The organism is Amycolatopsis iheyensis (assembly GCF_024703995.1).
GTDB classification, from domain to species: domain Bacteria; phylum Actinomycetota; class Actinomycetes; order Mycobacteriales; family Pseudonocardiaceae; genus Amycolatopsis; species Amycolatopsis iheyensis.
Map to the genome: position 1 here is coordinate 312,823 of NZ_JAMXQV010000008.1, position 24,116 is coordinate 336,938.

The 24,116-nt window shown below is 71.9% G+C and carries 21 protein-coding genes; 8 read left to right on the forward strand and 13 right to left on the reverse strand.

Translation table 11 applies throughout. The features are described from left to right. Positions 1-23: 23 nt before the first annotated feature. The 6 genes from M8542_RS18195 to M8542_RS18220 are packed head-to-tail and all read right to left on the reverse strand — an operon-like array spanning position 24 to position 6,531. Positions 24-1,037 (reverse strand): ABC transporter permease, encoded by a 1,014-nt coding sequence (locus M8542_RS18195; RefSeq protein WP_257921365.1) that lies wholly within the window; start codon positions 1,035-1,037, stop codon positions 24-26. After that, positions 1,034-2,557 (reverse strand): sugar ABC transporter ATP-binding protein, encoded by a 1,524-nt coding sequence (locus tag M8542_RS18200; RefSeq protein ID WP_257921366.1) that lies wholly within the window; start codon positions 2,555-2,557, stop codon positions 1,034-1,036. Before M8542_RS18200 ends, M8542_RS18195 begins: the two co-directional genes overlap by 4 nt. Next, positions 2,554-3,585, reverse strand: coding sequence for a sugar ABC transporter substrate-binding protein (locus M8542_RS18205; protein ID WP_257921481.1), 1,032 nt, complete (start codon positions 3,583-3,585; stop codon positions 2,554-2,556). The genes M8542_RS18200 and M8542_RS18205 overlap by 4 nt, the downstream gene beginning before the upstream one ends. Before the next feature lie 48 nt (positions 3,586-3,633). Continuing rightward, positions 3,634-4,380 carry an SDR family NAD(P)-dependent oxidoreductase gene (locus M8542_RS18210; RefSeq protein WP_257921367.1) on the reverse strand — a complete coding sequence of 249 codons (747 nt, stop codon included), beginning with the start codon at positions 4,378-4,380 and terminating at the stop codon, positions 3,634-3,636. After that, positions 4,373-5,677, reverse strand: coding sequence for an enolase C-terminal domain-like protein (locus M8542_RS18215; RefSeq protein WP_257921368.1), 1,305 nt, complete (start codon positions 5,675-5,677; stop codon positions 4,373-4,375). The genes M8542_RS18210 and M8542_RS18215 overlap by 8 nt, the downstream gene beginning before the upstream one ends. Positions 5,678-5,679: 2 nt before the next feature. Next, positions 5,680-6,531, reverse strand: a complete 852-nt coding sequence (locus M8542_RS18220) for a fumarylacetoacetate hydrolase family protein (protein WP_257921369.1) — start codon at positions 6,529-6,531, stop codon at positions 5,680-5,682. A gap of 204 nt (positions 6,532-6,735) precedes the next feature. Here M8542_RS18220 and M8542_RS18225 point away from each other — a divergent pair, with 204 nt between their 5' ends. Continuing rightward, on the forward strand, positions 6,736-7,941 hold the full coding sequence (locus tag M8542_RS18225) for a multidrug effflux MFS transporter (RefSeq protein WP_257921370.1): 1,206 nt from the start codon (positions 6,736-6,738) through the stop codon (positions 7,939-7,941). Here the strand turns inward: M8542_RS18225 and M8542_RS18230 are convergent. Beyond that, complete coding sequence (locus tag M8542_RS18230) at positions 7,931-8,185, reverse strand: hypothetical protein (protein WP_257921371.1); 255 nt, start codon at positions 8,183-8,185, stop codon at positions 7,931-7,933. The two genes, M8542_RS18225 and M8542_RS18230, sit on opposite strands and share 11 nt — an antisense overlap. A gap of 55 nt (positions 8,186-8,240) precedes the next feature. Here M8542_RS18230 and M8542_RS18235 point away from each other — a divergent pair, with 55 nt between their 5' ends. Continuing rightward, positions 8,241-8,957 (forward strand): MerR family transcriptional regulator, encoded by a 717-nt coding sequence (locus tag M8542_RS18235; protein WP_257921372.1) that lies wholly within the window; start codon positions 8,241-8,243, stop codon positions 8,955-8,957. On the opposite strand, the gene M8542_RS18240 is transcribed toward M8542_RS18235, so the two are convergent. Continuing rightward, entirely contained in the window at positions 8,950-10,173 is a 1,224-nt protein-coding gene (locus M8542_RS18240) for an NAD(P)/FAD-dependent oxidoreductase (protein WP_257921373.1), read from the reverse strand. The two genes, M8542_RS18235 and M8542_RS18240, sit on opposite strands and share 8 nt — an antisense overlap. Positions 10,174-10,377: 204 nt before the next feature. Here M8542_RS18240 and M8542_RS18245 point away from each other — a divergent pair, with 204 nt between their 5' ends. The 3 genes from M8542_RS18245 to M8542_RS18255 all read left to right on the forward strand — a co-directional run bounded on the left by M8542_RS18245 (position 10,378) and on the right by M8542_RS18255 (position 14,844). Further along, entirely contained in the window at positions 10,378-10,581 is a 204-nt protein-coding gene (locus tag M8542_RS18245) for a hypothetical protein (RefSeq protein ID WP_257921374.1), read from the forward strand. 60 nt (positions 10,582-10,641) lie between these two features. Next, positions 10,642-12,621 carry an SDR family oxidoreductase gene (locus M8542_RS18250; RefSeq protein WP_257921375.1) on the forward strand — a complete coding sequence of 660 codons (1,980 nt, stop codon included), beginning with the start codon at positions 10,642-10,644 and terminating at the stop codon, positions 12,619-12,621. Positions 12,622-13,062: 441 nt separating this feature from the next. Further along, a complete protein-coding gene (locus M8542_RS18255) occupies positions 13,063-14,844 on the forward strand; it encodes a hypothetical protein (protein WP_257921376.1) in 1,782 nt (593 codons plus the stop codon). Here M8542_RS18255 and M8542_RS18260 read toward each other — a convergent pair. Then, complete coding sequence (locus M8542_RS18260; protein WP_257921377.1) at positions 14,841-15,965, reverse strand: FAD-dependent oxidoreductase; 1,125 nt, start codon at positions 15,963-15,965, stop codon at positions 14,841-14,843. The two genes, M8542_RS18255 and M8542_RS18260, sit on opposite strands and share 4 nt — an antisense overlap. Before the next feature lie 95 nt (positions 15,966-16,060). Then, complete coding sequence (locus tag M8542_RS18265) at positions 16,061-17,383, reverse strand: aminotransferase-like domain-containing protein (protein ID WP_257921378.1); 1,323 nt, start codon at positions 17,381-17,383, stop codon at positions 16,061-16,063. Between the two features lie 76 nt (positions 17,384-17,459). Here M8542_RS18265 and M8542_RS18270 point away from each other — a divergent pair, with 76 nt between their 5' ends. Further along, positions 17,460-18,992 carry a hypothetical protein gene (locus M8542_RS18270; protein WP_257921379.1) on the forward strand — a complete coding sequence of 511 codons (1,533 nt, stop codon included), beginning with the start codon at positions 17,460-17,462 and terminating at the stop codon, positions 18,990-18,992. 29 nt (positions 18,993-19,021) lie between these two features. Further along, positions 19,022-19,678, forward strand: a complete 657-nt coding sequence (locus M8542_RS18275; protein ID WP_257921380.1) for an O-methyltransferase — start codon at positions 19,022-19,024, stop codon at positions 19,676-19,678. 1 nt (position 19,679) lies between these two features. On the opposite strand, the gene M8542_RS18280 is transcribed toward M8542_RS18275, so the two are convergent. Both M8542_RS18280 and M8542_RS18285 read right to left on the reverse strand, forming a co-directional pair. After that, complete coding sequence (locus M8542_RS18280; protein ID WP_257921381.1) at positions 19,680-21,569, reverse strand: transglycosylase domain-containing protein; 1,890 nt, start codon at positions 21,567-21,569, stop codon at positions 19,680-19,682. A 77-nt stretch (positions 21,570-21,646) separates the two neighbouring features. After that, the gene (locus M8542_RS18285) at positions 21,647-22,366 is read right to left on the reverse strand and encodes a FadR/GntR family transcriptional regulator (RefSeq protein WP_257921382.1); all 720 of its coding nucleotides are present in this window, start codon (positions 22,364-22,366) and stop codon (positions 21,647-21,649) included. A gap of 113 nt (positions 22,367-22,479) precedes the next feature. Here M8542_RS18285 and M8542_RS18290 point away from each other — a divergent pair, with 113 nt between their 5' ends. Then, positions 22,480-22,707 (forward strand): hypothetical protein, encoded by a 228-nt coding sequence (locus M8542_RS18290; RefSeq protein ID WP_257921383.1) that lies wholly within the window; start codon positions 22,480-22,482, stop codon positions 22,705-22,707. A 29-nt stretch (positions 22,708-22,736) separates the two neighbouring features. Here M8542_RS18290 and M8542_RS18295 read toward each other — a convergent pair whose 3' ends face one another. Beyond that, on the reverse strand, positions 22,737-24,104 hold the full coding sequence (locus M8542_RS18295; protein WP_257921384.1) for an L-serine ammonia-lyase: 1,368 nt from the start codon (positions 24,102-24,104) through the stop codon (positions 22,737-22,739). Positions 24,105-24,116 lie beyond the last annotated feature (12 nt).

Consider the following 24,116-nt stretch of genomic DNA (forward strand, 5'->3'; position numbering starts at 1 on the left):
ATCGGATGATCACAGGCTGACCATCAGGTCTGGGGCTTTCCGCCCGCGTACCGGGCGATGATCAGCGCGACCAGGATGATCGCGCCGTAGATCGCGCCCTGCCACTCCGCCGTCACGTGGGCGTAGTTGAGCAGGCTCGACACCGACGACAGCAGCAGGACGCCGGTGAGGGCGCCGACCAGGGTGCCCTTGCCGCCGTCGAGCGAGACGCCGCCGATCACCGCGGCCGCGAACACCTGCAGGATCAGGCCCGATCCCTGGTTCGCGCCCAAGGCACCGACGTAGCCGGTGTACGCGAGGCCGCCGATCGCCGCGAGGATCCCGGCGACGACGAACACCGCCCACGCGATCCGGTCGACGCGCACGCCGGCCGCCCGCGCGGCTTCGCGGTTGCCGCCGATCGCGTACAGCGCACGGCCGACCCGGTGGTAGCGCAGCACCCAGCCCGCGGCCGCGAACAGCAAAGCCGCCAGCCACACCGACATCGGCAGCCCGGCGAAGGTCGTCGTCGCCAGGTTGGTGAACGAGTCCGGCAGGTTGAACAGCGTCTTGCCCTTGGTCGACCCGACCTGCACACCACGCAGCACGGTGAGCATCGCCAGCGTCACGATGAAGGCGTTCAGCTTCAGCTTCACGATCAGGAAGCCGTTCACGAACCCGACGAGCGCGCCGCACAGCGGGATGATCAAGAGCCCGATCGCCGCGGGCAGCTCGACGCCGAAGCCTGCCGACGCAGCCGGGATCACGACCATCGCACCCAGCGCGGGCGCCAGACCCATCGTCGACTCCAGCGACAGGTCGAACTTCCCGGTGATCAGCACCAGCGACTCGCCGAGCACGACCAGCGACAGCGCCGCCGACGCGGTCAGGATGCTGACGATGTTGCTCCAGCCGACGAACGTGTCGTCGACCAGGCCGCCGATGACGAACACGACGACCAGGGCGGGCAACAGCGCGAGTTCGCGCAGCCAGAGAGCCTTGCGGCGCCGGGGTGGAGCCGGCAGCGAAGTCTGGGGAGAGGTCATCACGTCGGTCACGAAAGCTCGACTCCTTCGATGTCGGCCACGAGGTCGCCGTCGGACCACCCGGCCTGGTGTTCGGCGACGACGGCCCCGGCGCGCAGCACCAGGACCCGGTCGCTCAGGCGCAGGTCGTCCAGCTCGTCGCTGACGATCAGCACCGCCTTGCCCTCGGCACGCACCCGGTCGACGACCGCGAGCAGCGCCTCCTTCGACTTCACGTCCACCCCGGCGGTCGGGTTGATCAGCACCACGACCCGCGGGTCGCCGATCAGGGCCCGCGCCAGCACGACTTTCTGCTGGTTGCCGCCGGAGAGGTCCGACACGGGCTGCTCGGCGCTCGCGGCCACGATGTCGTAGTCCGTCAAGGCCTGCGTGGCTTTCGCGCGCCGGGCGGTCGGCGACGCGATCCCGCCGCGGCCCATCCGGTCCAAAATGGACAGTGTCGTGTTGTCGGCGATCGAGTGCTCCAGGACCAGGCCCTCGTGGTGCCGGTCCCGCGGGACGCAGCCGATCCCGGCCCCGATCGCCGCCGGAATGTCGCCCGGCCGCAGCGGCGAGCCGTCGACGCGGACCGTGCCCGCCGACGACGTCCGCAGGCCGTAGACCGTCTCGGCGACCTGGTGCTTGCCGCTGGCGTTGCTGCCCGCGAGCCCGACGACCTCACCGCGGCGCAGCCGGAAGGAGACGTCCGAGAAGCCGTCGCCGGCGAGCCCGTCAACGGTGAGGATCTCCGAAGCGTCCGCGTCGAGCGCCTCCCGTGAAGCGGCGTCACGCACCGAAAGACCGCCGGGCTCGCCGGTCATCGCGTCGACCAGCTCGGCCTTGCCGACCTCGGCCACCGGCGCGGTGAGCACGTGCTTCGCGTCGCGCAGCACGGTCACTGCCTGGCAGACCTCGTAGACCTCGTGCAGGTGGTGGGAGATGAACAGGAACGTCACCCCGCCCGCCTGCATCTGGCGCATCCGCTCGAAGAGCCGCTCGATGGCCTGGCTGTCGAGCTGCGCGGTCGGCTCGTCGAGGACGATGAACCTCGCGCCGTAGGAGAGCGCGCGGGCGATCTCGACGAACTGCCGGTCCTCGACCGACAGCTCGCCGGCCGGGGTGTCGACGTCGACGTGCACGTCCCACGAATCCAGGAGCTCGCGGGCCTTGCGCCGCAACGACTTCCAGCCGATCGAGAACCCGCCGCCGGCCTGCCGGTTGAGGAACAGGTTCTCGGCGACGGTGAGCTGCGGGACGACCATCGCGTGCTGGTACACGCAGGCGACGCGGGCCTTCCAGTCGTCCTGCTTGGTCAGCGCGGGGGCCGGCTCGCCGCCGAACTCGACGTGCCCGGTGTCCGTGGCGGACAGGCCGGTGAGGATGGAGACGAGCGTCGACTTGCCGGCCCCGTTGCGCCCGACGAGCGCGTGGGACTCGCCGGGGTGCACGGTGAGGCTGACGTCGTGGAGCGCCACGGTGGGGCCGTAGCGCTTCCCGACACCGACAGCGCTGACCACCGGGACGGCGGATTCGCCGGCGGGCAGCGCGGTCACAGGTTGTTCCCCCAGAGGGCCTTGTCGTCCACGTTGTCCTTGGTGATGACGGGCGCGGGCAGCTGGTCTTCGAGGATGCCGGGGCTGATCTCGACGATGGTGCTGTCGTGGTCGGTCGGGCCCGGCTTGAACGTCTCGCCCGCCATGGCCTTCTTCAGCCAGTACAGGCCGTACTTCGCGTACGCGTCGGCCGGCTGGGACACCGTGGCGTCCAGCTCACCGGCGCGGATCGCGGCCAGCTCCTGGGGGATGCCGTCGTTGGACACGAGCACCACGTGCTTCGGGTCGCCGACCGGGAACGCCAGGTTCTTGCGCTTCAGCGCCTGCTGGGTCGGGGCCAGGTAGACCCCGCCGGCCTGCATGTAGACGCCCTTGATGTCCGGGTTGGCGGTCAGCATGCTGTCCAGCCCGGAAGACGCCTTGTCGGCCTTCCACTCGGCTGGAATGTCGAGCACCTGGATGCCCGGGTACTTCGACGCCATGCAGGACTTGAACGCCTCGGAGCGGTCGCGGCCGTTGACCGAGGCCAGGTCACCCTGGATCTGCACGACCTTGCCGGTCTTGACCTTCTCGCCGATCGCGTCGCAGGCCTTGGTGCCGTAGGCCTTGTTGTCGGCCCGGACGACCATGGCGACCTTGCCGCTCTCGGGGGCGACGTCGACCGCGACCACCGGCACGCCCTTGTTCTCGGCCTGCTTGAGCCCGGCGACGATCGCGGCCGAGTCCAGCGGCGTCACGACCAGGCCCTTGACGCCCTGGTTGAGGAACGTGCCGATGTCGGTGATCAGCTTCGCGGGGTCGCTGTCCGCGTTGACCGTCGGGAGGACGTCGACGCCCTCGGACTTGGCCATCTGCGGCACGTAGTTGTTGTAGGCCTGCCAGAACGGCGAGGTCAGCAGGGGCAGCGTGGCCCCGACCTTGCCCCCGGCGCCGCCCCCCGCGGCGGGCGCCGACGCGTTGTCCTTGGTGGACCCGCAGGCGGCCAGCACCAGGCCGCAGACGGCGGCCGTGGCGGCCACCGTGATCACCCTATTGCGCACCGCATCCTCCTTGATGACAGCGGAAATCAAGTCTTTTCAGTCGTGGTTCACGGGACCGCGCGGACGCAGGCCGTACATGCCACCGTCGACCGCGAGCGCGGTGCCGGTGGTCGAGGCGGAAAGGGGACTCGCGAGGTAGACGACGGCGTTCGCGACCTCCTCGGCGGTGACCAGCCGGCCCATGGGCTGGCGGGCCGCGAGCGCCGCGCGTTCGGCCGCCGGGTCGGCGGCGGAGTCGAGCAGCCGGCCCACCCACGGGGTGTCCGCCGTCCCGGGGCACACGCAGTTGACGCGGATGCCGTCGGGCAGGTGGTCGGTCGCCATGGCCAGGGTCAGCGAGAGCACCGCACCCTTGCTGGCCGAGTAGAGCGCGCGGTTGGGCAGACCCGCCCAGGCCGCGATGGAGCAGGTGTTGACGATCGCCGCGGCCGGCGAGTTCTTGAGGTGCGGCAGCGCGGCCCGGGCGAGCCGGACCATGCCGACGACGTTGACGTCGAACACGCGGTGCCACTCGTCGTCGTCGTTGGCCGTGACGTCGCCCTGCGCGCCGATGCCCGCGTTGTTGACGAGGATGTCGAGGCGCCCGAAGCGTTCCACGACGGCGTCGATCGCCGCCCGGACTTCGCTGTCGGAGGAGACATCGCAGCGGATGCCGTCGTCGCCGGGCTTCAAGTCGAGCGCCACCACCTGCGCACCGCGTTCGGCCAGCAAGTCCGCGGTGGCCTTGCCGATGCCCGAGGCGCCTCCGGTGACGGCGGCCACCAGGCCCTCGAATTCACTCACTTGCGGTCTCCGTCCACTCGGGACCGTCCGGGAACCGGAAGCGGCGCAGCGTGGCGTCGTGCATGCGCGCGGAGAACCCGGGTGCGGTCGGGGCGAGGTACCGGCCGCGCTCGACGACGGCCGGGTCGGTGAAGTGCTCGTGCAGGTGGTCGACCCACTCGATCGAGCGGTCCGCGTCGGTGCCGGACACCGCCACGAAGTCGAACATCGACAGGTGCCGGACCAGCTCGCAGAGCCCCACGCCGCCGGCGTGCGGGCACACCGGGATGCCGAACTTGGCGGCCAGCAGCAGGATGGCGAGGTTTTCGTTGAACCCGCCGACGCGCGCGGCGTCCAGCTGCAGCACGGAAATCGCGTCCGCCTGCAGCAGCTGCTTGAAGATCACCCGGTTCTGGACGTGCTCGCCGGTTGCGATCTTGATCGGTGCGAGGGCCTTCGCGATGGCCGCGTGCCCGAGGACGTCGTCCGGGGAGGTCGGCTCCTCGATCCAGTACGGGTCGTAGGGCGCCAGCTCGGTCATCCAGTCGACCGCGGCTCGGACGCCCCAGCGCTGGTTGGCGTCGACGGCGATCCGGACGTCCGGCCCGACGGTCTCGCGGGCGAGCTTCATCCGGCGGACGTCGTCCTCGAGATTGCCGCCGACCTTGAGCTTGATCATCCCGAAGCCGTCGGCGACCGCTTGTTCGGCCAGCCGCACGAGCTTCGCGTCGGCGTACCCGAGCCAACCGGGCGACGTGCTGTAGGCGCGGTAGCCGTTCGCTTCGAGCTGCTTCGCGCGTTCGGCTCGGCCGGGCTCGGCCCGCCGCAGGATGTCGAGGGCCTCGGCCTCGGTGAGCGCGTCGGACAGGTACCGGAAGTCGACCAGGGACACCAGTTCTTCGGGGGTCATGCGGGCCGCGAACTGCCAGACCGGCAGGCCGGCGCGGCGCGCGGCGAGGTCCCAGGCGGCGTTGACCACCGCCCCGACGGCCATGTGCGCGACCCCCTTTTCCGGGCCCAGCCAGCGGAACTGCGAGTCGCCGACGAGCGTGCGGGACAGGTCGCCGAGCGCGGCCGCGTCCTCGGGGACGTCCCGGCCGACGACGTGCGGGGCGAGCGCGCGGATCGCGGCGGCCTGGACGTCGTTGCCGCGGCCGATGGTGAACGCGAGGCCGTAGCCGTCCGGGCCGCCGTCGGTGTGCAGCACGACGTAGGCGGCCGAGTAGTCCGGGTCGGGGTTCATCGCGTCCGAGCCGTCGAGCTCCTTCGACGTCGGGAACCGGACGTCGAGGACCTCCATGCCGATGATCTTCGCCATGGTCAGGCCTGCCTCGCGGTCTGGCGCTGCCGGCCGAGCCCGTCGATCTCGAGCTCGATGACGTCGCCGTCGCGCAGGTACGGCTTCGGCTCGGGCTGCCCGAGCGCGACGCCTTCGGGGGTGCCGGTGTTGATCAGGTCGCCGGGCCGCAGCACCATGACCTGGCTCAGGTGGTGGATGATCTCGGCCACGGAGAAGATCATGTCCTTGGTGCTCGAGTCCTGCCTCTTCGCGCCGTTGACCCACAGCCGCAGGCCGAGGTCCTGCGGGTCCGGCACCTCGCTCGCCGGGACGAGCGCCGGGCCGAGCGGGTTGAAGTTCTCGCACGACTTGCCCTTGTCCCACTGGCCGGTGCGGAACTGCAGCTCACGCTCGGAGACGTCGTTCGAGACGACGTAGCCGGCGACGTGCGCCAGGGCGTCTTCGACGTTGTCGAGGTAGCGGGCGGTCGTGCCGATGACGACGCCGAGCTCGACCTCCCAGTCGGTGCTCGTGGAGCCGCGCGGGATGAGGACGTCGTCGCCGGGCCCGGTCACGACGTCCGGCGCCTTCATGAAGACGACGGGCTCGGTGGGCGGCGTCGCGCCGGTCTCCTCGGCGTGGCGGCGGTAGTTCATGCCGATGCAGACGACCTTGCCGGGCTGGGCGATCGGCGAGCCGACCCGGAGACCCGCTTCCGAAGCGACGGGCAGCTCCCCCGCGGCGAGCGCGGCGGCCGTGCGCGCGATCCCGTCCGCGGCCAGGAAGCCGCCGTCGATGTCGGCGGTCAGGCCGCCCAGCTCGTAGGTCGCGCCGTCGTCGGCACGCACGAACGGACGCTCACTTCCCGGCTCCCCGAGGCGCAGAAGCTGCACGGATATTTCCCTTCACCCACACGACCAGACATCCGATGTATATCGCAGTCGGTGGCCCTGATCTAGACCTGACACCGAAACGGTCGGAAAATTGATCGGATCAGTACCGGTTCAGTGCTCGTTTGAGCACGGGGTGTCACCGGTCACAGCCGGAATAGCGCAGGTCACCGCGTCGCTGATCGGACTCGGGACCCGAGGAGGCGTATGACCGACACGGCGGAAACTACCGCGCCGAGCAGGCGCGCGCAGCTGAAGTTCGTCCTGGTGCTGGGCGGGCTCTCGGCGTTCGGGCCGCTGTCGATCGACATGTACCTGCCCGCGCTGCCGCGGATGGCGGACGACCTGCGTGCGGCGGACACGACGGTCCAGCTGACGCTCAGCGCGTTCATCGTCGGCCTGGCGCTCGGACAGCTGGTGCTCGGGCCGCTGTCGGACGCGTTCGGCCGCCGCCGTCCGCTCCTGGTGGGCCTGGCGCTGTACGTCGTGGGCTCGGTGCTGTGCGCGATGAGCCCGGACGCGTGGCTGCTGGTCGCGGCCCGCCTGGTGCAGTCACTCGGCGCGGCGGCGGGCATCGTGATCGCGCGGGCGACGGTCCGGGACCTGTTCTCCGGCACGGCGATGACGAAGTTCTTCTCGACGCTGATGCTGGTGACCGGGCTGGCGCCGATCCTGGCCCCGCTGATCGGCGGCCAGCTGCTGAACTGGACGTCGTGGCGCGGGGTCTTCGTGGTGCTGACGGCGTTCGGTGCGCTACTGCTGGCTGTGGTGCTGTTCGCCTTCCCGGAGCCGTCGTCTTCGCGGTCTCCGGCGCGGCTCGGCCAGGTCATGCGGACCTACGGGCGGCTGGCGCTGGACCGCTCGTTCGCGGGGTACGCGCTGGCGTCCGGGCTGCTGTTCGCGTCGATGTTCGCCTACATCTCGGGGTCGTCGTTCGCGCTGCAGGGCGTGTACGGGCTGAGCCCCCAGGCCTACAGCGTGGTGTTCGGGGTGAACGGCGTCGGGATCGTGCTGGCGGGCCAGCTCAACGGGCGGCTCGTGGGGCGGGTGCGCGAGCGGGTGCTGTTGCGGGCCGGGCTGCTGCTCGGGGTCACCGGCGGGGCGCTGGTGCTGGTCGCGGCGGTGACCCGGGCGCCCTTGGCCTTCCTCCTGGTCTCGTTGTTCCTGCTGGTGTCGAGCATCGGGCTGGTGATGCCGAACGCGAGCTCGCTGGCGCTGGCCTCGCACGCCCGGTCGGCGGGCGCGGCGTCGGCGTTGCTGGGGGTGCTGCAGTTCGTGATCGGCGCGGTGGCGACACCGCTGGTCGGCCTGGGTGGCCCGGGCACGGCGGTGCCGATGGCGGCGACCATGGCGGGGTTCGCCGTGCTGGCGCTGGTGGCCTACCTGACCCTGGCCCGCGAAGTCACTTCCTGAGCAGGCGTGCCAGCTCCTCCCCGGCCGGTTCGTGGCCGGCGTCGGAGATCCGTTGCAGGGCCAGGAGGTCGTTCGCGGCGACGGCCCGGCGGGTCAGCAGCGCGCCGGCGTGGTCGCAGCCCTCGTCGAGCAGCTCGCCCAGCTCCTCGACGTCGCCGCGGGCGTCGGCGAGGTCGGCCAGGCGGTCGAGCGCGGTCTCGTTGCCCTCGTCGGCGAGCGCGCGCAGGGTTTCGTGGTCGGTCATGCCCCCATCGTGCGACCTTGCCCCAGGGGCAACGTCAAGCTGCGACGATGGCGGGGTGCTCACCATCGGACAGCTCGCCGGGTACGTCGGGGTGACGACCAAGACGATCCGCGTCTACCACGCCAAGGGCCTGCTCCCGGAGCCGCCGCGCGACGCGTCCGGCTACCGCCGCTACAGCGCGGCGGACGCGGTGGAGCTGATCAAGATCCGGACCCTGGCGGAAGCGGGCGTCCCGTTGGCCCGCATCGGCGAACTCCGCACCGGCGGTCTTCGTCCGGCGATCCAGCAGATCGACGACGACCTGGCCGCGCGGATCCGCCGCCTGCAGGACACGCGAGCACGGCTCCGGCAGCTGGCCGACGGACGGCTGTCCGCGTTGCCCGCCGACGTCGTTTCGCACCTCGCCGGGTTGCGCGCTCTCGGCTTCAGCGAGCGTTGGGTGGCACTGCAGAACGACTTGTGGACGCTGGTGTTCGCCACCCATCCCGAGACAGCGCGCGCGAACTTCCGCGACCAGTCGTCGATGCTCGACGATCCGGCGCTGCTGTCGCTGGTCCTGGAGTACGACGGCGTGCACGACCTCGACCCGCACGACCCGCGTGTCGACGCGCTGGCGTCGCGGCTGGTCGCGGCCACTCGTGCCCGCTATGGCACGGAACTGCCCGCCTACGACCGGGGTTCCGCGATCCCGGCGCTGGTGCAGGGCGCGGTCAACGCGTCGTCGCCCGCGTGGCGGCGGCTCGACGCGCTGATCCGCGCAGGCCTCAGGTGAGGGACGCGAGGTCCGCCGTCTCGAGCTGCTCGGCGGTGACCTTCGCGCGGCCGTCCACCAAGGCGCTCAAGGCATCCCCGTCGTCCCACATGTTCACGTTCATCGCCGCCGACACTTCGCCGTCGCGGAGCCAGAAGGCCGTGAACTCGCGGGAGGCCAGGTCGCCGCGCACCACCAGCTCGTCCGTGTCGAGGTCCGCCAAGCCGCGGTACTCGCACCCCAGGTCGTACTGGTCGGTGAAGAAGTACGGAGCGGCCAGGAAAGGCTCGTTCTCCCCCAACAGGTTCTGCGCCACGTGCGCGCCCTGCTCCTTCGCGTTCGCCCAGTGCTCCACGCGGACGCGGCGGCCGTAGCGCGGGTGGAAGTGGGCCGCGATGTCGCCCACCGCGTACACGTCCGGGGCCGCCGTGCGCAGGCCCGCGTCCACGCACACCCCGCCGTCGTCCGACAGCTCCAGGCCCGCCGCGTGCGCCAGCTCCACGCGCGGGGCCGCGCCGACCGCGACCACGACGACGTCCGCCGCCAGCTCTTCGCCGCCGCCCAGGCGAACCCCGCGGACGCCGTCCGGGCCGCCCGTGATCTCGGTGACCTGCTCGCCCAGGCGGTAGTGCACGCCGTTGGCCACGTGCAGGTCGCGGAACACCCCGCCGACCGTCTCGCCCAGGACGTTCGCCAGCGGCACTGGGAGCGGGTCGACGACGGTGACCTCCGCGTCGTGCTTCCGGGCCGCCGCCGCGGCTTCCGAGCCGATCCAGCCCGCGCCGACGATCACCACGCGCTCCGCCGCCGCGAACGCCGACCGCAGCTTGAGCGAGTCGTCCAGGCTGCGCAGCGTGTACAGCCCCGGGAGGTCGCCGCCGGGGACCGGCAGGGACCGCGGGTGGGAGCCGGTCGCCAGCACCAGGCGGTCGAAGCGGTGCTCGCCGCCCGCGTCGTCCAGCACCAGCCGCGCGCCGAGCTCGATCCGCGTCGCCGTGACGCCCGGGGTGAAGCGGATGTCCTGCTCGCCGTAGAACTTCTCCTCGTGCACCCAGTCGGGTTCGTCGGCGTCGCCCAGCAGCACGCCCTTCGACAACGCCGGCAGCTCGTAGGGCCGGTGCGGGTCCGCGCCCATCAGCAGGACCTCGCCGGAGTAACCGCGTTCGCGCAACGCCGCCGCGGCGGACGCCCCGCCCAGCCCCGCTCCGACGACGACGATCTTCCGCGGCTCCGACATCCCGACCTCCCACGACGACTGGTGGGCCGGACGCTACTCCCGAACCCGCCGCGCCACGACCGGGGGATACGCCGGAAATCCGCGAAGCGCAAGAGAAAACTCGCGAGTAGGCAGATCGGGTGAACCGGCGTCATAGCGCGTGGGCGGCCGCCTCCCACCCTCGCACGGAGCACGACCACGAGGAGAAATCGGAGGGCGGCGACCATGAGTCGGGGCGAATGGTCCGTCGGCTGCCGGGATCTGGCCGGCAGGCGCAGGGACGTGACGGTGTTCGTCAGCAACGACAAGGTGGTGCTGGTCGCGCCGCCGGGGGAGGCCGCGGTGCTCGGACCGCTCGACGTCGGACGGCTGCGCGCCGCCCTGCGTGACGCCGTCGTCGCGACGGCCGACGACGTCGGTGAACACTGACAACTACCGTTCCTACTTTCCAGTAGGTTAGAGTCGGCCCGACTACGGAAGGGACCGGCCATGACGACCTACTTCGTGACGGGCGCGACGGGCTTCATCGGGAAGCGCCTGGTCGCGCGCCTGCTGCGGCGGCCGGAGACGACTGCCGTGCACGCGCTGGTCCGCGAGACCTCCCGCGACCGCCTGGCCGCGCTGGCCCAGGACTGGGCGGGCGCGGACAAGCTGCACCCGGTGGTCGGGGACCTCGCCGAACCACGGCTCGGCGTCGACCCCGCCGGGCTCGGCCCCCTCGACCACGTCGTCCACCTCGGGGCCGTCTACGACCTCACCGCCGACGAGGACGCCAACCGGCGCGCCAACGTCGAGGGCACGCGCCACCTGCTCGCCTTCGCCGCCGCGGCGGGGGCCGGGCTGGTGCACCACGTGTCGTCGATCGCGGTCGCGGGCGACCACGCCGGCCGGTTCACCGAAGCCGACTTCGACCTCGGCCAGCACTTCGGCTCGCCGTACCACGCGACGAAGTTCCAGGCCGAGAAGCTCGTCCGCGAGCAGCCGCTGCCCTACCGCGTCTACCGGCCCTCGGCCGTCGTCGGCGACTCGCGGACCGGCGAGATGGACAAGATCGACGGCCCGTACTTCTTCCTGCCGGCCATCTCCCGGCTGGCGGCGCTCCCCCGCCGGCTCCCCCTTGCCGCACCCGACCTCGGCGCGACGAACCTGGTGCCGGTGGACTACGTCGTCGAGGCGATGGAGTTCCTGATGCACCGCGACGCGCCGGCCGGGGCGACCTACCACCTCGCCGCCGCGCGGCCGCAGTCGCTGAACTCCGTCTACAACGCCTTCGCGCGGGTCGCGGGCGGGCCGGCGGTCCGGGCCGTGCTGCCCGCGCGGCCTTCCGGCGTGGTGCGGCGGGTGGGCACCCGCCTCGCGCACGCGGCGGCGTCCGGGATCGACCGCGTGCCCGGCGGACGCGCCACGCGGGCCGCCGTCCTCGAAGAGCTCGGCGTTCCGCTGGCCGTGCTGCCGCACCTGAGCATGGACGTCGTCTTCGACACCGCGCGCACGACGACGGCGTTGTTCGGCAGCGGCGTCGAGCTGCCCCAGCTGCGGGACTACGCGGCGCCGCTCTACCGGTACTGGGAAACCCACCTCGACCCCGACCGCGCCCGCCGCAAGCACGGCCTGGCCGGGCGGACGGTGCTGATCACCGGCGCGTCGTCCGGGATCGGGCGGGCGTCGGCGCTGGCCGTGGCGCGCAAGGGCGCGAAGGTGATCCTCGTGGCGCGGCGCGCGTCGGAGCTCGACGAGGTGCGCGACGAGATCACGGCGGCCGGCGGGACCGCCGCGGCGTACCCGTGCGACCTCACCGACGGCGACGCCGTCGACGCGCTGGTCAAGGACGTCCTCGGCGAGCACGGCGCGGTCGACATGCTGGTCAACAACGCCGGCCGGTCGATCCGGCGCTCGGTTTCGCTGTCCACGGAACGGTTCCACGACTACGAGCGCACGATGGCGATCAACTACTTCGGGCCGGTGCGGCTGATCCTCGGGTTCCTGCCGTCGATGGCGCAGCGGCGGTTCGGGCACGTCGTCAACGTGACGACGATGGGCCTGCAGACGGACACACCGCGGTTCTCGGCGTACCTCGCGTCGAAGGCGGCGCTGGAGGAGTTCGGGCTGACGGCCGGGCGCGAGACGCTCTCGGACGGCATCACGTTCACGTCGGTGCGGATGCCGCTGGTGCGCACGCCGATGATCGCGCCGACCGGCTACCGCGGCATCCCGTCGAGCAGCCCGGAACGCGCGGCGGAGCTGGTGGTGAAGGCCCTCGAAGAGCGGCCGGAGATCCTCAGCCTCCCCGAGGGCCGCGCCGCGGAGCTGGCGACGCTCACCGCCCCGCGGGTCGCGCGGTTCGCCGCGCACCTGGCGTACCGGGCGATGCGGGAGTCGGCGCCGGAGGCCCGCGGCCGAGACGGCCGCCCCGCACCAGCCTCGGTCGCGGCGGCGATCACCCGCTTGATCTGGCGCCACCGCGGCTAGTCCCCGCGAATTCCGCCGAAACCCTGGCACCGCGACGACGGCCCTCCTACCCTCGCGCGAGTCCCGCACACCGGTGCGGGCGTGAACTGGGGAGTTCGAGATGCGCGACACCACTGGGGAACGATCCGCGGCGACGGACCAGACGGCCGCGATCGGCACGGCCCGAGCCCGGCTCACGACCGGCTGAACCCAAGCGCCCCAATGTGGCCTTGGTTGCGTCTGACGCACCGAAGGCCACATTGGGTGCGTTGGACGCACCGAAGGCCACATTGGGGCGCTCGATGCACCCAACGCCACATTGGGTGCACTCAACGCACCCAACGCCACATTGGGGCGCTCCGAGCCGTGGACCGGGCGGGCCGGTGGTGCTGTTCATGCCGGTCCGTGCCCCGGCCGCTACCATCGCTTTCCGGGCGTGATCGGGAGTGGAAGGCGGGCGGCGTGGACGTGGCGAGTCCTGCGCGCGCGGCCGTCCCGGAGCCCGTGCCGCTCACCACCAGCCGGCCGATGGTGCGCTGGGGTGTCCACGCCACCTGGGTCGTGCTGCTCGCGCTCGCCACCGAACTACGGGTCGGCCGGTTCGGGTTCCACCCCTCCGACCAGGGGTTCATCCTCGCCCAGGCCTGGCGCGTCCTCCACGGCGAAGTCCCGCACGCCGACATCATCTCCGCGCGGCCGCTCGGGTCCGCGGTGCTGCACGTCGTCGACTTCGCGCTGCCGATGCCGCTCTTCTTCGGGTCCAGTTTCCTGTCGATGATCGAGATCATCGTCGCCACCATCGCCTTCGCCGCGCTCGTCACGCGCCGCCGGGTGCTGGCGTGGGGGCCGGGGATGACCGCGATGGTCGCGGCCGCGTCACTGATCAACCTCAACGCCTTCCCGCTGATGGCCTGGCACACCGTCGACGGCATCGCGCTCACCGCGTGCGGCGCCTGGGCGCTCGACGCCGGCCTGCGCGCGGACCGCGCCCTCGCCCGCCGCGGCGGGCTGGCGTTGCTCGGCTGCGCCGTGTTCGTCAAGCAGAGCTTCGCGCTGGCCGCGGTCATCGGCGTGCTGTGGCTCCTGCTCCACCCGGCCACCCGCGCGGGCAGCCGGCGCGTGGTGCGGCTGCTCCTGGACCTCCTCGCGCTCGGCGCGCCCGGGCTGGTCTACGTCGCGTGGGTCAGCCTCGGCGGCGGCTTCGCCGAGATGGTCGATCAGCTGACCGGCGGCGTCCCCGCGTACGGCCAGCGGCTGCTCGGGCTGTGGCTCGAAGACCCCGAGGTGCTGACCCGCGCGCCGGTGCGGGAGCTGGGTTTCTTCGCCGCGATCGCCGTCGTCCTGCTGGCCGTCCGGCTGCCCGGCGACCGGCTCGGCGCGGCCGGGCGGGCCGCCTCCTGGGTGCTCGTGCTCGCCGGCGCCGCGGCGATCGTCTGGACGGTCGTCGACGGCCGGTTCACCGGCTCCTCGCGCTGGGCGGACGTCCTGTGGTGGATCGTCGCGGTCAGCGTGCCGGTCTACGCGGCCGTGCGGCGGCGGGTGCCGTGGGCCGGGCTGCTCGTGCTCGCCACCGGGTTCATGACCAGCCTGTCGTGGGGCAACGACACGCCGACGCTGCTCACCGGCACCCTCGCGCTCACGGCGTTGCTGCTGCTGAGCCACGTGATCCCGCCGAGGCCGCGGCTGGCCCGCCGCTGGGTGACGGCGACGGCGGGCCTGACCGCGGTGGCGGTGTGCGGCTGGGTCGTCGTCGCCCGCCACGACGAGGCCGCCTACCTCGACCTCGGGCACGACCGGCTGACGGCGGACCTCGGCGACGTCAGCCCGGCGATGGCCGGCATCCGCACCAACCCCTCGACGCACACGTTCGTCCGGCAGATCCGCGACTGCCTCGACCGCTTCCCCGCCGCGAAGACCGCGATCCTGCCCGACAGCCCGTTCGCCTACCCCGCGTTCGGCCTGCGCAACCCGTTCCCGCTGGAGTGGCCGCTGCCGCTGGAGATCGTCGGCGACGCCCCGGAGCGGATGCTCGCGAAAGCCGACGACCTGAACCGCGAAGGCGGCTACCTGGTGCTGTTCGAGACGGACTCGATCCGGCAGCTCTCGACCGGCGGCCCGGTGCCGGAGTCGATCCCGGCCGACACCCCGGTGTTCGACTACCTGGGCCTGGAGAAAGCGATCCAGGCCCGGCTCACCGGCCGCGCGATCACCTGCGGCAGCTTCGTCGGGAAGTACGCGCCTTAGCCCTCCTCGCCGCGGACCAGCGCGAGCAGGCTCTCCGGGACGTCGTCGCCGAACAGGCTCTCGAGCAGGACGGCGTCGTCGACGGGTGTCGCGGCACGCACGAACATCGCCTCTTCGTACTCGGCGAGCGCGGCCTCGACGTCGCCCGGGTGCGCGGCGAGGGCCTGGCCGAGCTCGGCGCCGTCGAGCATGGCCACGTTCGCGCCCTCGCCGTTGGGCGGCGCGAGGTGGGCGGCGTCGCCGACCAGGGTCACGCCCGGCACACGGTCCCACCGGAGCCCGACCGGCAGCGTGTAGTGCGGGCGCAGGACCGGGTCAGTGTCGGCGTCGGTGATCAGCGCGGTGAGCTCCGGCGCCCAGCCGTCGAACTCCGCCGCGATCCGGTCCGCCGCGGCGGCGGGGTCGGTGAAGTCGATGGCGGCGAACCAGTCCAGCGACCGCGAAAGCGCCACGTAGGTGTGCACGGTTTCACCGCTTTCCCGGTGGGCGTTGATCCCGTCCTCGGCCGAGCCGCCGTGCGCGACCATCGAGCCCCCGCCGACCGCCGCCGCGGTGGCCGGGTGCTTCGACTCGACGTCGAACAGGTACGTCTCGACGAACGCCGAGCCCTCGTATTCGGGCGTGGCGGCGGTGAGCAGCGGACGCACCTTCGACCAGGCGCCGTCCGCCCCGACCAGCAGGTCCGTGACGACGGTGGCCCCGTCGCCGAAGGTCACTTCGTGGCGGCCGTCTTCGAGCGTGCGGGCTCGGCTGACCTTGCACCCCCACCGGACGGTGCCTTCCGGGAGCGCGTCGAGCAGCATCTGCCGCAGCTCGCCGCGCTGCACCTCGGGACGGCCGCCGGTGCCGTCGTCGGTCTTTTCGAACAGCAGGTTCCCGTCCTGGTCGAGGATCCGCATCGCCTGGCGGCCGGCCAGGACGAGACCGCGGAACTCGGCCGCCAGGCCGGCGGCTTCGACCGCGATCTGCCCGTTGTAGTCGTGGATGTCCAGCATCCCGCCCTGCATCCGCGCCATCGGGGAGGCCTCGGCTTCGAAGACGGTGGCGGGGATGCCGTGGACGTGCAGGACGCGGGCCAGGGTGAGGCCGCCGAGGCCGGCGCCGATGATCGTGACGTGCATGAGTGCTCCTTCGGTTCGTTTCGCGACAACCGAAGATTGGCTTGGGTCCCTGGCGCGGGCCGCACACCGCGCTGAGACCGTCCTGGCACCCGCTGTCAGTCGACGAGCAGGTCGTCCGGGCTCCCGGCCGCGAGGGTGGCCAGGAAGCCGAGCGCCGCGGAGAGCGTCTCGACGGGCGGGGCGGACACGGCGATCCGCACGGCGTTCGGCGCGTGGCCGGGCAACACGGCGAACGCCGCCGCCGGGGACAGCGCGATGCCCCGGCGCGCCGCGGCCGCGACGAACGTCTCCGCGCGCCACCGCTCGGGCAGCTCCCACCAGCGGTGGTACGAGGCGGCGTCGCCACGCAGGCCCGGCAGCTTCTCCGCCACCACCGACGCGCGCGAAGCGGCGTCACGGCGTTTCGCGGCTTCGACTTCGGCGAGCGTGCCGGTCACGATCCACTGCGTCGCGGCTTCGACGGCGAAGCGCGACGCGGCCCAGGCGCCCGAGCGCACCGACGACGCCAGTCGCGCGGTCCACGCCGGCGGGCTCACGAGAAAGCCCGCGGTCAGGCCGGGCGCGACGCGTTTGGACAGGCTGTCGACGAACACCGTCCGCTCCGGCGCCCACGCGGCGAACGGCCGGACGTCCCCGCGCAGGAACGTGTAGATGCCGTCTTCGATCACCGGCAGGTCCAGCTCTCCCACGACGGCGGCCAGTTCTTCGCGCCGGTTCGGGGGCATGGTCGTGCCGAGCGGGTTGTGCAGGGTCGGCTGGACGTAGAGGGCACGCACCGGCCCGGCCGCGGCGAGGGCCTCGGGCACGAGGCCGTGCTCGTCGGTTTCGATCGGCACCAGCTCGACGCCGAGCCGAGCGGCGACGGCCTTCACGACGGGGTAGGTCAGGGACTCGACCGCGAGCCGCTCCCCCACGGGCACGAACGCGGCGATCGCGGCGGCGATGCCTTGGCGGCCGTTGCCGGTGAAGAGGATCGTCGCGGGGTCGGGCCGCCAGTCACCGCGGGTGAGCAGCGCGGCCGCCGCCTCCCGCGCCGCCGGTGTGCCCGCGGCGCCGATCGGGTGCAGGGCCGCGGTGAGGACGTCGTCGCGCAGCATCGGCTGCAGTGCCTTCGCCAGCAACGCGGACTGCTCGGGCAGGACGGCGAAGTTGAGTTCGAGGTCGACGCGGGCGTTCCCGGGTTCGGCGAGCGCGGGTTCGGGCGGCGGTTTGGCGGCCCGGACGAACGTCCCCCGGCCGACCTCGCCGACGGCCAGGCCCCGCCGCACGAGCTCACCGTAGACCCGGGCGGCGGTGGAGTTCGCGAGGCCGCGCTGCCGGGCAAAGCGCCGCTGCGGCGGAAGCCGGTCACCGGGCCGAAGCCGCCCGGCCTCGATATCGGCGGCAAGAGCGTCCGCGACGACGCGGTAGTCGTCCACTGTGTCCCTTTCTCGTCGGTGAGCATGATCCCACCCCGGGTGTAGCGCCGCGGGACCTGCCACCGACTCAGTGGCCGTGACCGAAGACGAGCACGCAGTGGTGGAGGCGGCCCGGCTTGGGATCGTGCTGACGTGCAGCACGCTTTCTGTCGAGCAGCTCGCGGAGGACGAGGATCCGGCGCATGAAGTGCGGGCGGAGCTGCTGCGTGAGCTCCTGATCGGCTTGCACGGCTCGCTCGATCCGCGCGGGGTGCGGATCAAGGGTGCGCGCATCGTCGGAGCGCTCGACCTCGCCCACGTCTGCACGAAAACGGGGCTCGAGCTGCAGAACTGCTTTGTGCCCGAGCCGATCACCATGTCGGACGCTCGCCTGTCCTGGCTCTCACTGGCCGGAAGCCGGCTGGCTGGGGTGGCCGCGGACGGTTTACGCATCGAGGGCGACCTGGATATGTCGAACGCACGCGTGGTCACTTCCAGTGACTGGGGTGCGGTTCTCGCTGCCGACGCACACATCGGTGGCTTCTTCGACCTGGAAGGCGCGGAGATCACCAACGACAGCGGGCCCGCGCTGATGGCCGACCGGCTGGAGGCGGGAAGCGACCTGCGATTGGAGAACCTCCGCGCTGCTGGTTCCGGCGCGCGCGGTGCGATCCGGATGGTCAGTGCTCGCGTCCGAGGCCAGCTCAGCCTCATCGACGCCGAAGTCACCAACGGCACCGGGCCGGCCGTGACCGCTGACCGTCTGCAGGTCGAAGGTCACGTGCTCCTGTGGAACGCCCGCATCGCGGGCTCGGGCACGGAGGGCGCGGTCTGGCTGCTCGGAGCAAAGATCAGTGGTGTTCTCGATTTCACGAACAACGCGAAGATCTCCAACACCGGGGGAGTCGGCCTGCAGCTGCAGGGCTTGCACGTTGAAGCTGATGCGCTGCTTCCCGCCAGTCTCGTATGCGTAGCGTCGAAATCACGCGGTCGATGCAACCACCCAGGCCGGATCAACCTTGACGGGTTCACGTTCTCGGCCCTCCACAAAGCGACCTGGCGGGAATGGCTGCACCTCATCCGCTTCCACACCCCCGCCTACCGCCCAGGCCCCTACCAGCAACTAGCCGCGGTAGAACGAGCCGCGGGCCACGACGGCAATGCCCGCCGCATCCTCATCGCCCAGCAACGGGACCTCTACCGCCGCGCCCCGAAAGAACTCGGCAACTGGCTGACCCGCCGTTTCCACTGGCTCTGGGGCAGGCTCGCCGGCTACGGCTACCTCGCGAGACGCACAGCCGCCGCCCTCCTGTTCGCCCTTGCCCTCGCCGGTGGCCTCGGCTTCTGGGCCGGCCACGTCGTCGACGCAGGCCACCACGCCGCCGAACGACCAGCGTCCTTCGACGCCCCCGTCGGCAAACCGTGCACCACCATCGAACTCGTCGAAGTCGGCCTCGACCGAGGACTTCCGCTCTCCCCGACCGGCGTGCGGACCCGCTGCGACCTCAACCCGGCCGTCGCGACCGGGGGCCTGTTCACCGTCGCCATCTGGCTCGTGCAGGCCGCCGTCTGGGGGCTCGCCACCCTTGCGCTCGCCGGGTACACCGGGCTGGTCCGGAAAATCGGCTGAACCGCCGCTAGATTGGCGGTGGAGGTGCCATGACCGACAAGACCTGGGCCGAAGTCGACGACTACCTCACCGGCGCGCTGCTCGCCCCCGACCCTGTGCTCGACGACGCGCTCGCCGACTCGGCCGCCGCCGGGTTGCCGCACATTGCCGTCGCGCCCAACCAAGGGAAGCTGCTCCATCTGCTCGCCCGCCTCGCCGGGGCGCGCTCGATCCTGGAGATCGGCACGCTCGGCGGCTACAGCACGATCTGGCTCGCCCGCGCGCTCCCGCCCGGCGGCACGCTCGTGACCTGTGAATACGAGCCGAGGCACGCCGAAGTCGCCCGGGCCAACCTGGCGCGCGCGGGCTTCGGGGAGGATGTCGTCGACATCCGGGTCGGTGCGGCGCTCGACACGCTGCCGACGCTCGCCGGGCCGTTCGACTTCGTCTTCGTCGACGCCGACAAGAGCAACCTCGCGAACTACGTGCGCGCGGCGCTGAAGCTGGCGCGGCCGGGCACCACGATCGTGGTCGACAACGTCGTCCGGCAGGGCAAGGTCGCCGATCCGGGCAGCAGCGACCCGAACGTCCTCGGCGCGCGCGAGATGTTCGACGTGCTCGCCGCCGAGGACCGGATCGACGCGACCGCCGTCCAGACCGTCGGCGCCAAGGGGCACGACGGGTTCGTCCTCGGCATCGTCGGCTGACTCACCGCGGCGGCCGCACCACGGGCACCGGCTGCCCCTGGTGCGCCGCCGCCATGAACCCGCGCCAGACGTCGGCCGGGACGACGTCGCCGGTCAGCTTCGCGCCGCTCGTGTCGACCAGCCGGCGGTCGTCGTCGGAGCCGATCCACACCGCCGCCGCCAGCTGCGGGGTGTAGCCGACGGCCCAGGCGTCCTGGAAGTCCGGGCTGTTGCCGTGCTCGGCCTCGCCGGTGCGCAGCGCGGCGCTCCCGCCCGCGGTCAGCGTTCCGGTGACCTCCTGGGCGATGCGGCGGCTTTCGTCCCCGTTCTCGTCGAACGCGGGGCGCGGGGTGTCGGTGTGCTCCCAGACGACCGCGCCGCTCTCGTCCCGGACCCGCGCCACCAGGTGCGGCGTCGTGCGCTGACCGTCCGCGGCGAAGGTCGCGTAGGCGCCCACCATGTCCAGTGGCCGCAACGGATACCGGCCGATCGCGATACCGGCCCCGATCAGGTAGCCGTCCCTCTCCCGCATCGTCGGCGTGCCGTCGACGGTCTCGGGGATCCCGGCCTGGCGCGCGGCGTCGCTCAGCGCGTCCGGGCCCAGCTTCTTCGCCAGCGCGACGAACGGACCGTCCGCGTGGGCCTGCATCGCGACGCGCGGTGTGCACTTCGGGCCGCAGACCGCCGGGTACTTGAACTTCTCGCCGAGGAACTCCTGCTCCTCGGGCGCCGGGACCGGCACGTCCGGGCCGTAGCCGCGGCGCAGCGCGGCAGCGAGCGTGAACGGGTAGAACGCCGAGCCTGCCGCGTGCGCGGTGCTCGCGTAGTCGCGGACACCCTGGTCGCCGCCCTGGTAGGCGCGGACGGCGCCGGTCCGCGGGTCGACGGCGACGACCGCGCCGCGGAACTCCTTCGGCTCGCCCTTCAGCCGGTCCTGCAGGGTCTTGCGGGCGGCGTCCTGCAGGCCGCGGTCCAGCGTCGTCTCGACGGTCATGTTGCCCTGCTGCAGCCGGCCCAGCGGGAAGCCGTCGCGTTCGAGCTCGGCCAGAACCTGCTGCTTGACGTGGAACTCGTCGTAGCTGAGGCGGCCGGCGCGGGTGTCGGACGGCGACTGGACCTCGGCGCCGGGGTAGGCCATGGGTTCGCCGCTCCGCACGTACCCCCGGGTGACGAGCTTGTCGTGCACGTACTGCCAGCGCCGCGCGGCGTGGGCGTCGCCGGACGCGGCGGGGTCGTGCACCGACGGCGACTGGATCATCCCGGCGAGGAAGGCAGCTTCGCTCCAGGTGATGGAGTCGTCGAGCTTCTTGCCGAAGTAGGCGTTCATCGCCGCGGCGGGGCCGAACGTGCCGCGGCCGAAGGAGATGATGTTGACGTAGCTTTCGAAGATCTGTTCCTTGCTCTGCTCCTGGGTGATCTTCGTGGCCAGCACGAGCTCCGCGAACTTGCGGCCGATCGTGGCGTCGTCGTCGCCGGTGGACTTCTTGATGTACTGCTGGGTGATCCCGGAGCCGCCGCCGACGCCGGTGAGGAACGCGCGGCCGATGCCGGTCGGGTCGAAGCCCTCGTTGTCCCAGAAGGTCGGGTCTTCGGTGGCGATGATCGCGTCCCGCAGCTTCGCGGGCACCTGCGTGTAGGGCACGAACGTGCGGTCGCCGTCGGCGGGGACGACCTTGAGCAGCTCGGACCCGTCGGCGTAGTCGAGCACGACGGTCTTGTCGAGCCCGGCCAGGACCTCTTGCGGGCTGCGGACGTCGAGCACGAGGTAGGCGACCCAGAAGGCGATCAGCGGGACACCGACGAGGGTGCCGACGGTCCAGTACCCGATCCGCCGGATCCGCCGCCACCGCCGACGGCGCGGGGTGTCCGGCTTCTCGTCCTCTTCCGCGTGTTCTTCGGTCGCCGAGGTCACGAATGGATGACGGCCGAACGGGTGAGAAGGTTCTGTGGAGAACTAACGAGGTTGTTCGAATCCTGTCAAGACGACGCTCAGGCGAGGAACGCGCGCAGCAGCGACGCCGTGCCCTCGATGTGCTCGGCCATGGTCTGGCGGGCCGCGGGGGCGTCACCGGCGAGGATGGCGTCCACGATCGCCTCGTGCTGGGCGTTCGAGTGCTCGAGGTTCGGCGGGAGCAGCGGGATCCGGTCGAGCAGCTGGTTGACGCGGGTGCGGGCGTCGGCCATCGCCGTGGTCAGCGAGCCGGACGCGGTCACCTCCGCGATCGCCAGGTGGAGGCGGCTGTCCCGGCGGCGGTAGTCGTCGAGGCCGGCGCTCGCGGCCTCGGCGAGCGTGCCGGTCAGGTGCTGCCGGTCGGCCGGGCTCAGCGACCGCGCCGCCGCCATCTCCGCCGCGCCCGTCTCGAGGACGTAGCGGAGGCACAACGCGTCCTCCAGGCCGACGGCGTCGATCTCGCCGGCGGGCTCCGGCGGGCCGGGCAGGGTGTCGTGCACGAACGTGCCGCCATAACGGCCTCGCCGTGACTCCACGTAACCAGCGTCGGAAAGCGCGCGGATGGCTTCGCGCAGCGTGACGCGGCTGACCCCGAGCCGCTCGGCGAGCTCGCGCTCCGACGGCAGCCGCTCCCCCGCGCCGACCACGCCGAGGCGGATGGCCTGCAGCAGCCGCTCGACGGTCTCCTCGAAGGCGTTGCCCGCCCGGACCGGCCGGAACAGCGCTTCACCGGCATTCACCACCGAGGTCGGTTCCATCCCGCGAGTTTAGGCCGCGGCGCACCTTCGGAGTGGCTTCGGGCTCGCGAGGCGATCACACTGTGTTCGCGGTGCGGAAAACCAGTGGAACCGGACGGCCACGGTCGGCGACGATGGGACGACCGACACCGAACATCGACGCAGGGGGCGATCCGGTGCACTTCCTGATGGCGGAGGACCTGGTCCACGAGCGAGAGGACGAGTTGCGCCACCGCGTGCGCAACCGCCCACCGGGCCGCGCGACCCCTCGCAAGCACACCGGCACGAGGCGGCAGCAGCTCGGCTGGACCCTGGTGGAGGTCGGCCTGAAGCTGGCGGTCGACGACGAAGACCGGCGCTGACCCGTAGCTTTCACGGGAAAGCTACGGCGTCAGCACTCGATGACGTTCACCGCCAGGCCGCCGCGCGCGGTCTCCTTGTACTTCACGCTCATGTCCGCGCCCGTCTCGCGCATCGTCTTGATCGCCTTGTCCAGTGTCACGACGTGGCTGCCGTCGCCGCGCATCGCCATGCGGGCCGCGTGGATCGCCTTCGACGCGCCCACCGCGTTGCGCTCGATGCACGGGATCTGGACCAGGCCGCCGACCGGGTCGCACGTGAGGCCGAGGTGGTGCTCCACCCCGATCTCCGCCGCGTTCTCCACCTGGGCCGGCGTGCCGCCGAGGACCTCCGTCAGGCCCGCCGCCGCCATCGCCGACGCCGAGCCGACTTCGCCCTGGCAGCCGACTTCGGCGCCCGAGATCGAGCCCGTCTGCTTGAGGATCGAGCCGATCGCGCCCGCCGTGAGCATGAACTTCACGATGCCGTCGTCGTTCGAGTGCCGGATGAACCGCTGGTAGTAGTGCAGGACCGCCGGGATGATGCCCGCGGCGCCGTTGGTCGGGGCCGTGACGACCCGGCCGCCCGCCGCGTTCTCCTCGTTGACCGCGAGGGCGTACAGGCTCACCCAGTCCATCGCGTACAGCGGGTCGTCCGCGCCGTCCTCGGCGAGCAGCTTCTCGTGCAACGCCTTCGCGCGCCGCGGCACCTTCAGGCCGCCCGGCAGGACGCCTTCGTGCGTGCAGCCGTTGCGGACGCACTCCGCCATGACCGCCCAGATGTCCAGCAGCCCGGCCCGCACCTCGTCGCGCGTCCGCCAAGACAGCTCGTTCTCGAGCATGATCTCGCTGATGGACAGGCCGGTCGCCGCGCAGTGTCCGAGCAGGTCCGCGCCGGTGCGGAACGGGTACGGCACCGGTGTCGAGTCCTCGACGAACACCGTGTCCGTCTCGTACGACTCGTCGCGGACGAAGCCGCCGCCGACCGAGTAGTACGTGCGCTCCCGCACCAAGGAACCGTCGGCGTCGAACGCGCGGAAGATCATGCCGTTCGGGTGCGCCGGCAGGGACTTGCGCCGGTGCATGGTGAGGTCGTTGTCCTCGTCGAACGCGATTTCGCGCGTGCCGGCCAGGACCAGCCGGCCGGACTCGCGGATTTCCGCGATGCGCGCCGGCACGGTGTCGGTGTCGATCTCCTCGGGACGCGAGCCCGAAAGCCCGAGCAGGACGGCTTTGTCGCTGCCGTGGCCGAAGCCGGTCGCGCCCAGGGAGCCGAACAGTTCGGCCTGGACCCGCGACACCGAGGCGAGGTCGTCGCCGAGTCCGTCCACAAAGGTCAGTGCCGCCCGCATCGGCCCGACGGTGTGGGAGCTCGACGGGCCGATGCCGATGGAAAACAGGTCGAAGACGCTGATCGCCATTGATCCGCCCCT

Bases quoted from the DNA above. Each gene is read 5' to 3' on its own strand.
- M8542_RS18215 (WP_257921368.1), bottom strand. From the start codon at position 5,677: ATGGCGAAGATCATCGGCATGGAGGTCCTCGACGTCCGGTTCCCGACG.
- M8542_RS18225 (WP_257921370.1), top strand. From the start codon at position 6,736: ATGACCGACACGGCGGAAACTACCGCGCCGAGCAGGCGCGCGCAGCTG.
- M8542_RS18230 (WP_257921371.1), bottom strand. From the start codon at position 8,185: ATGACCGACCACGAAACCCTGCGCGCGCTCGCCGACGAGGGCAACGAG.
- M8542_RS18240 (WP_257921373.1), bottom strand. From the start codon at position 10,173: ATGTCGGAGCCGCGGAAGATCGTCGTCGTCGGAGCGGGGCTGGGCGGG.
- M8542_RS18245 (WP_257921374.1), top strand. From the start codon at position 10,378: ATGAGTCGGGGCGAATGGTCCGTCGGCTGCCGGGATCTGGCCGGCAGG.
- M8542_RS18250 (WP_257921375.1), top strand. From the start codon at position 10,642: ATGACGACCTACTTCGTGACGGGCGCGACGGGCTTCATCGGGAAGCGC.
- M8542_RS18260 (WP_257921377.1), bottom strand. From the start codon at position 15,965: ATGCACGTCACGATCATCGGCGCCGGCCTCGGCGGCCTCACCCTGGCC.
- M8542_RS18275 (WP_257921380.1), top strand. From the start codon at position 19,022: ATGACCGACAAGACCTGGGCCGAAGTCGACGACTACCTCACCGGCGCG.
- M8542_RS18285 (WP_257921382.1), bottom strand. From the start codon at position 22,366: ATGGAACCGACCTCGGTGGTGAATGCCGGTGAAGCGCTGTTCCGGCCG.
- M8542_RS18290 (WP_257921383.1), top strand. From the start codon at position 22,480: ATGGGACGACCGACACCGAACATCGACGCAGGGGGCGATCCGGTGCAC.
- M8542_RS18295 (WP_257921384.1), bottom strand. From the start codon at position 24,104: ATGGCGATCAGCGTCTTCGACCTGTTTTCCATCGGCATCGGCCCGTCG.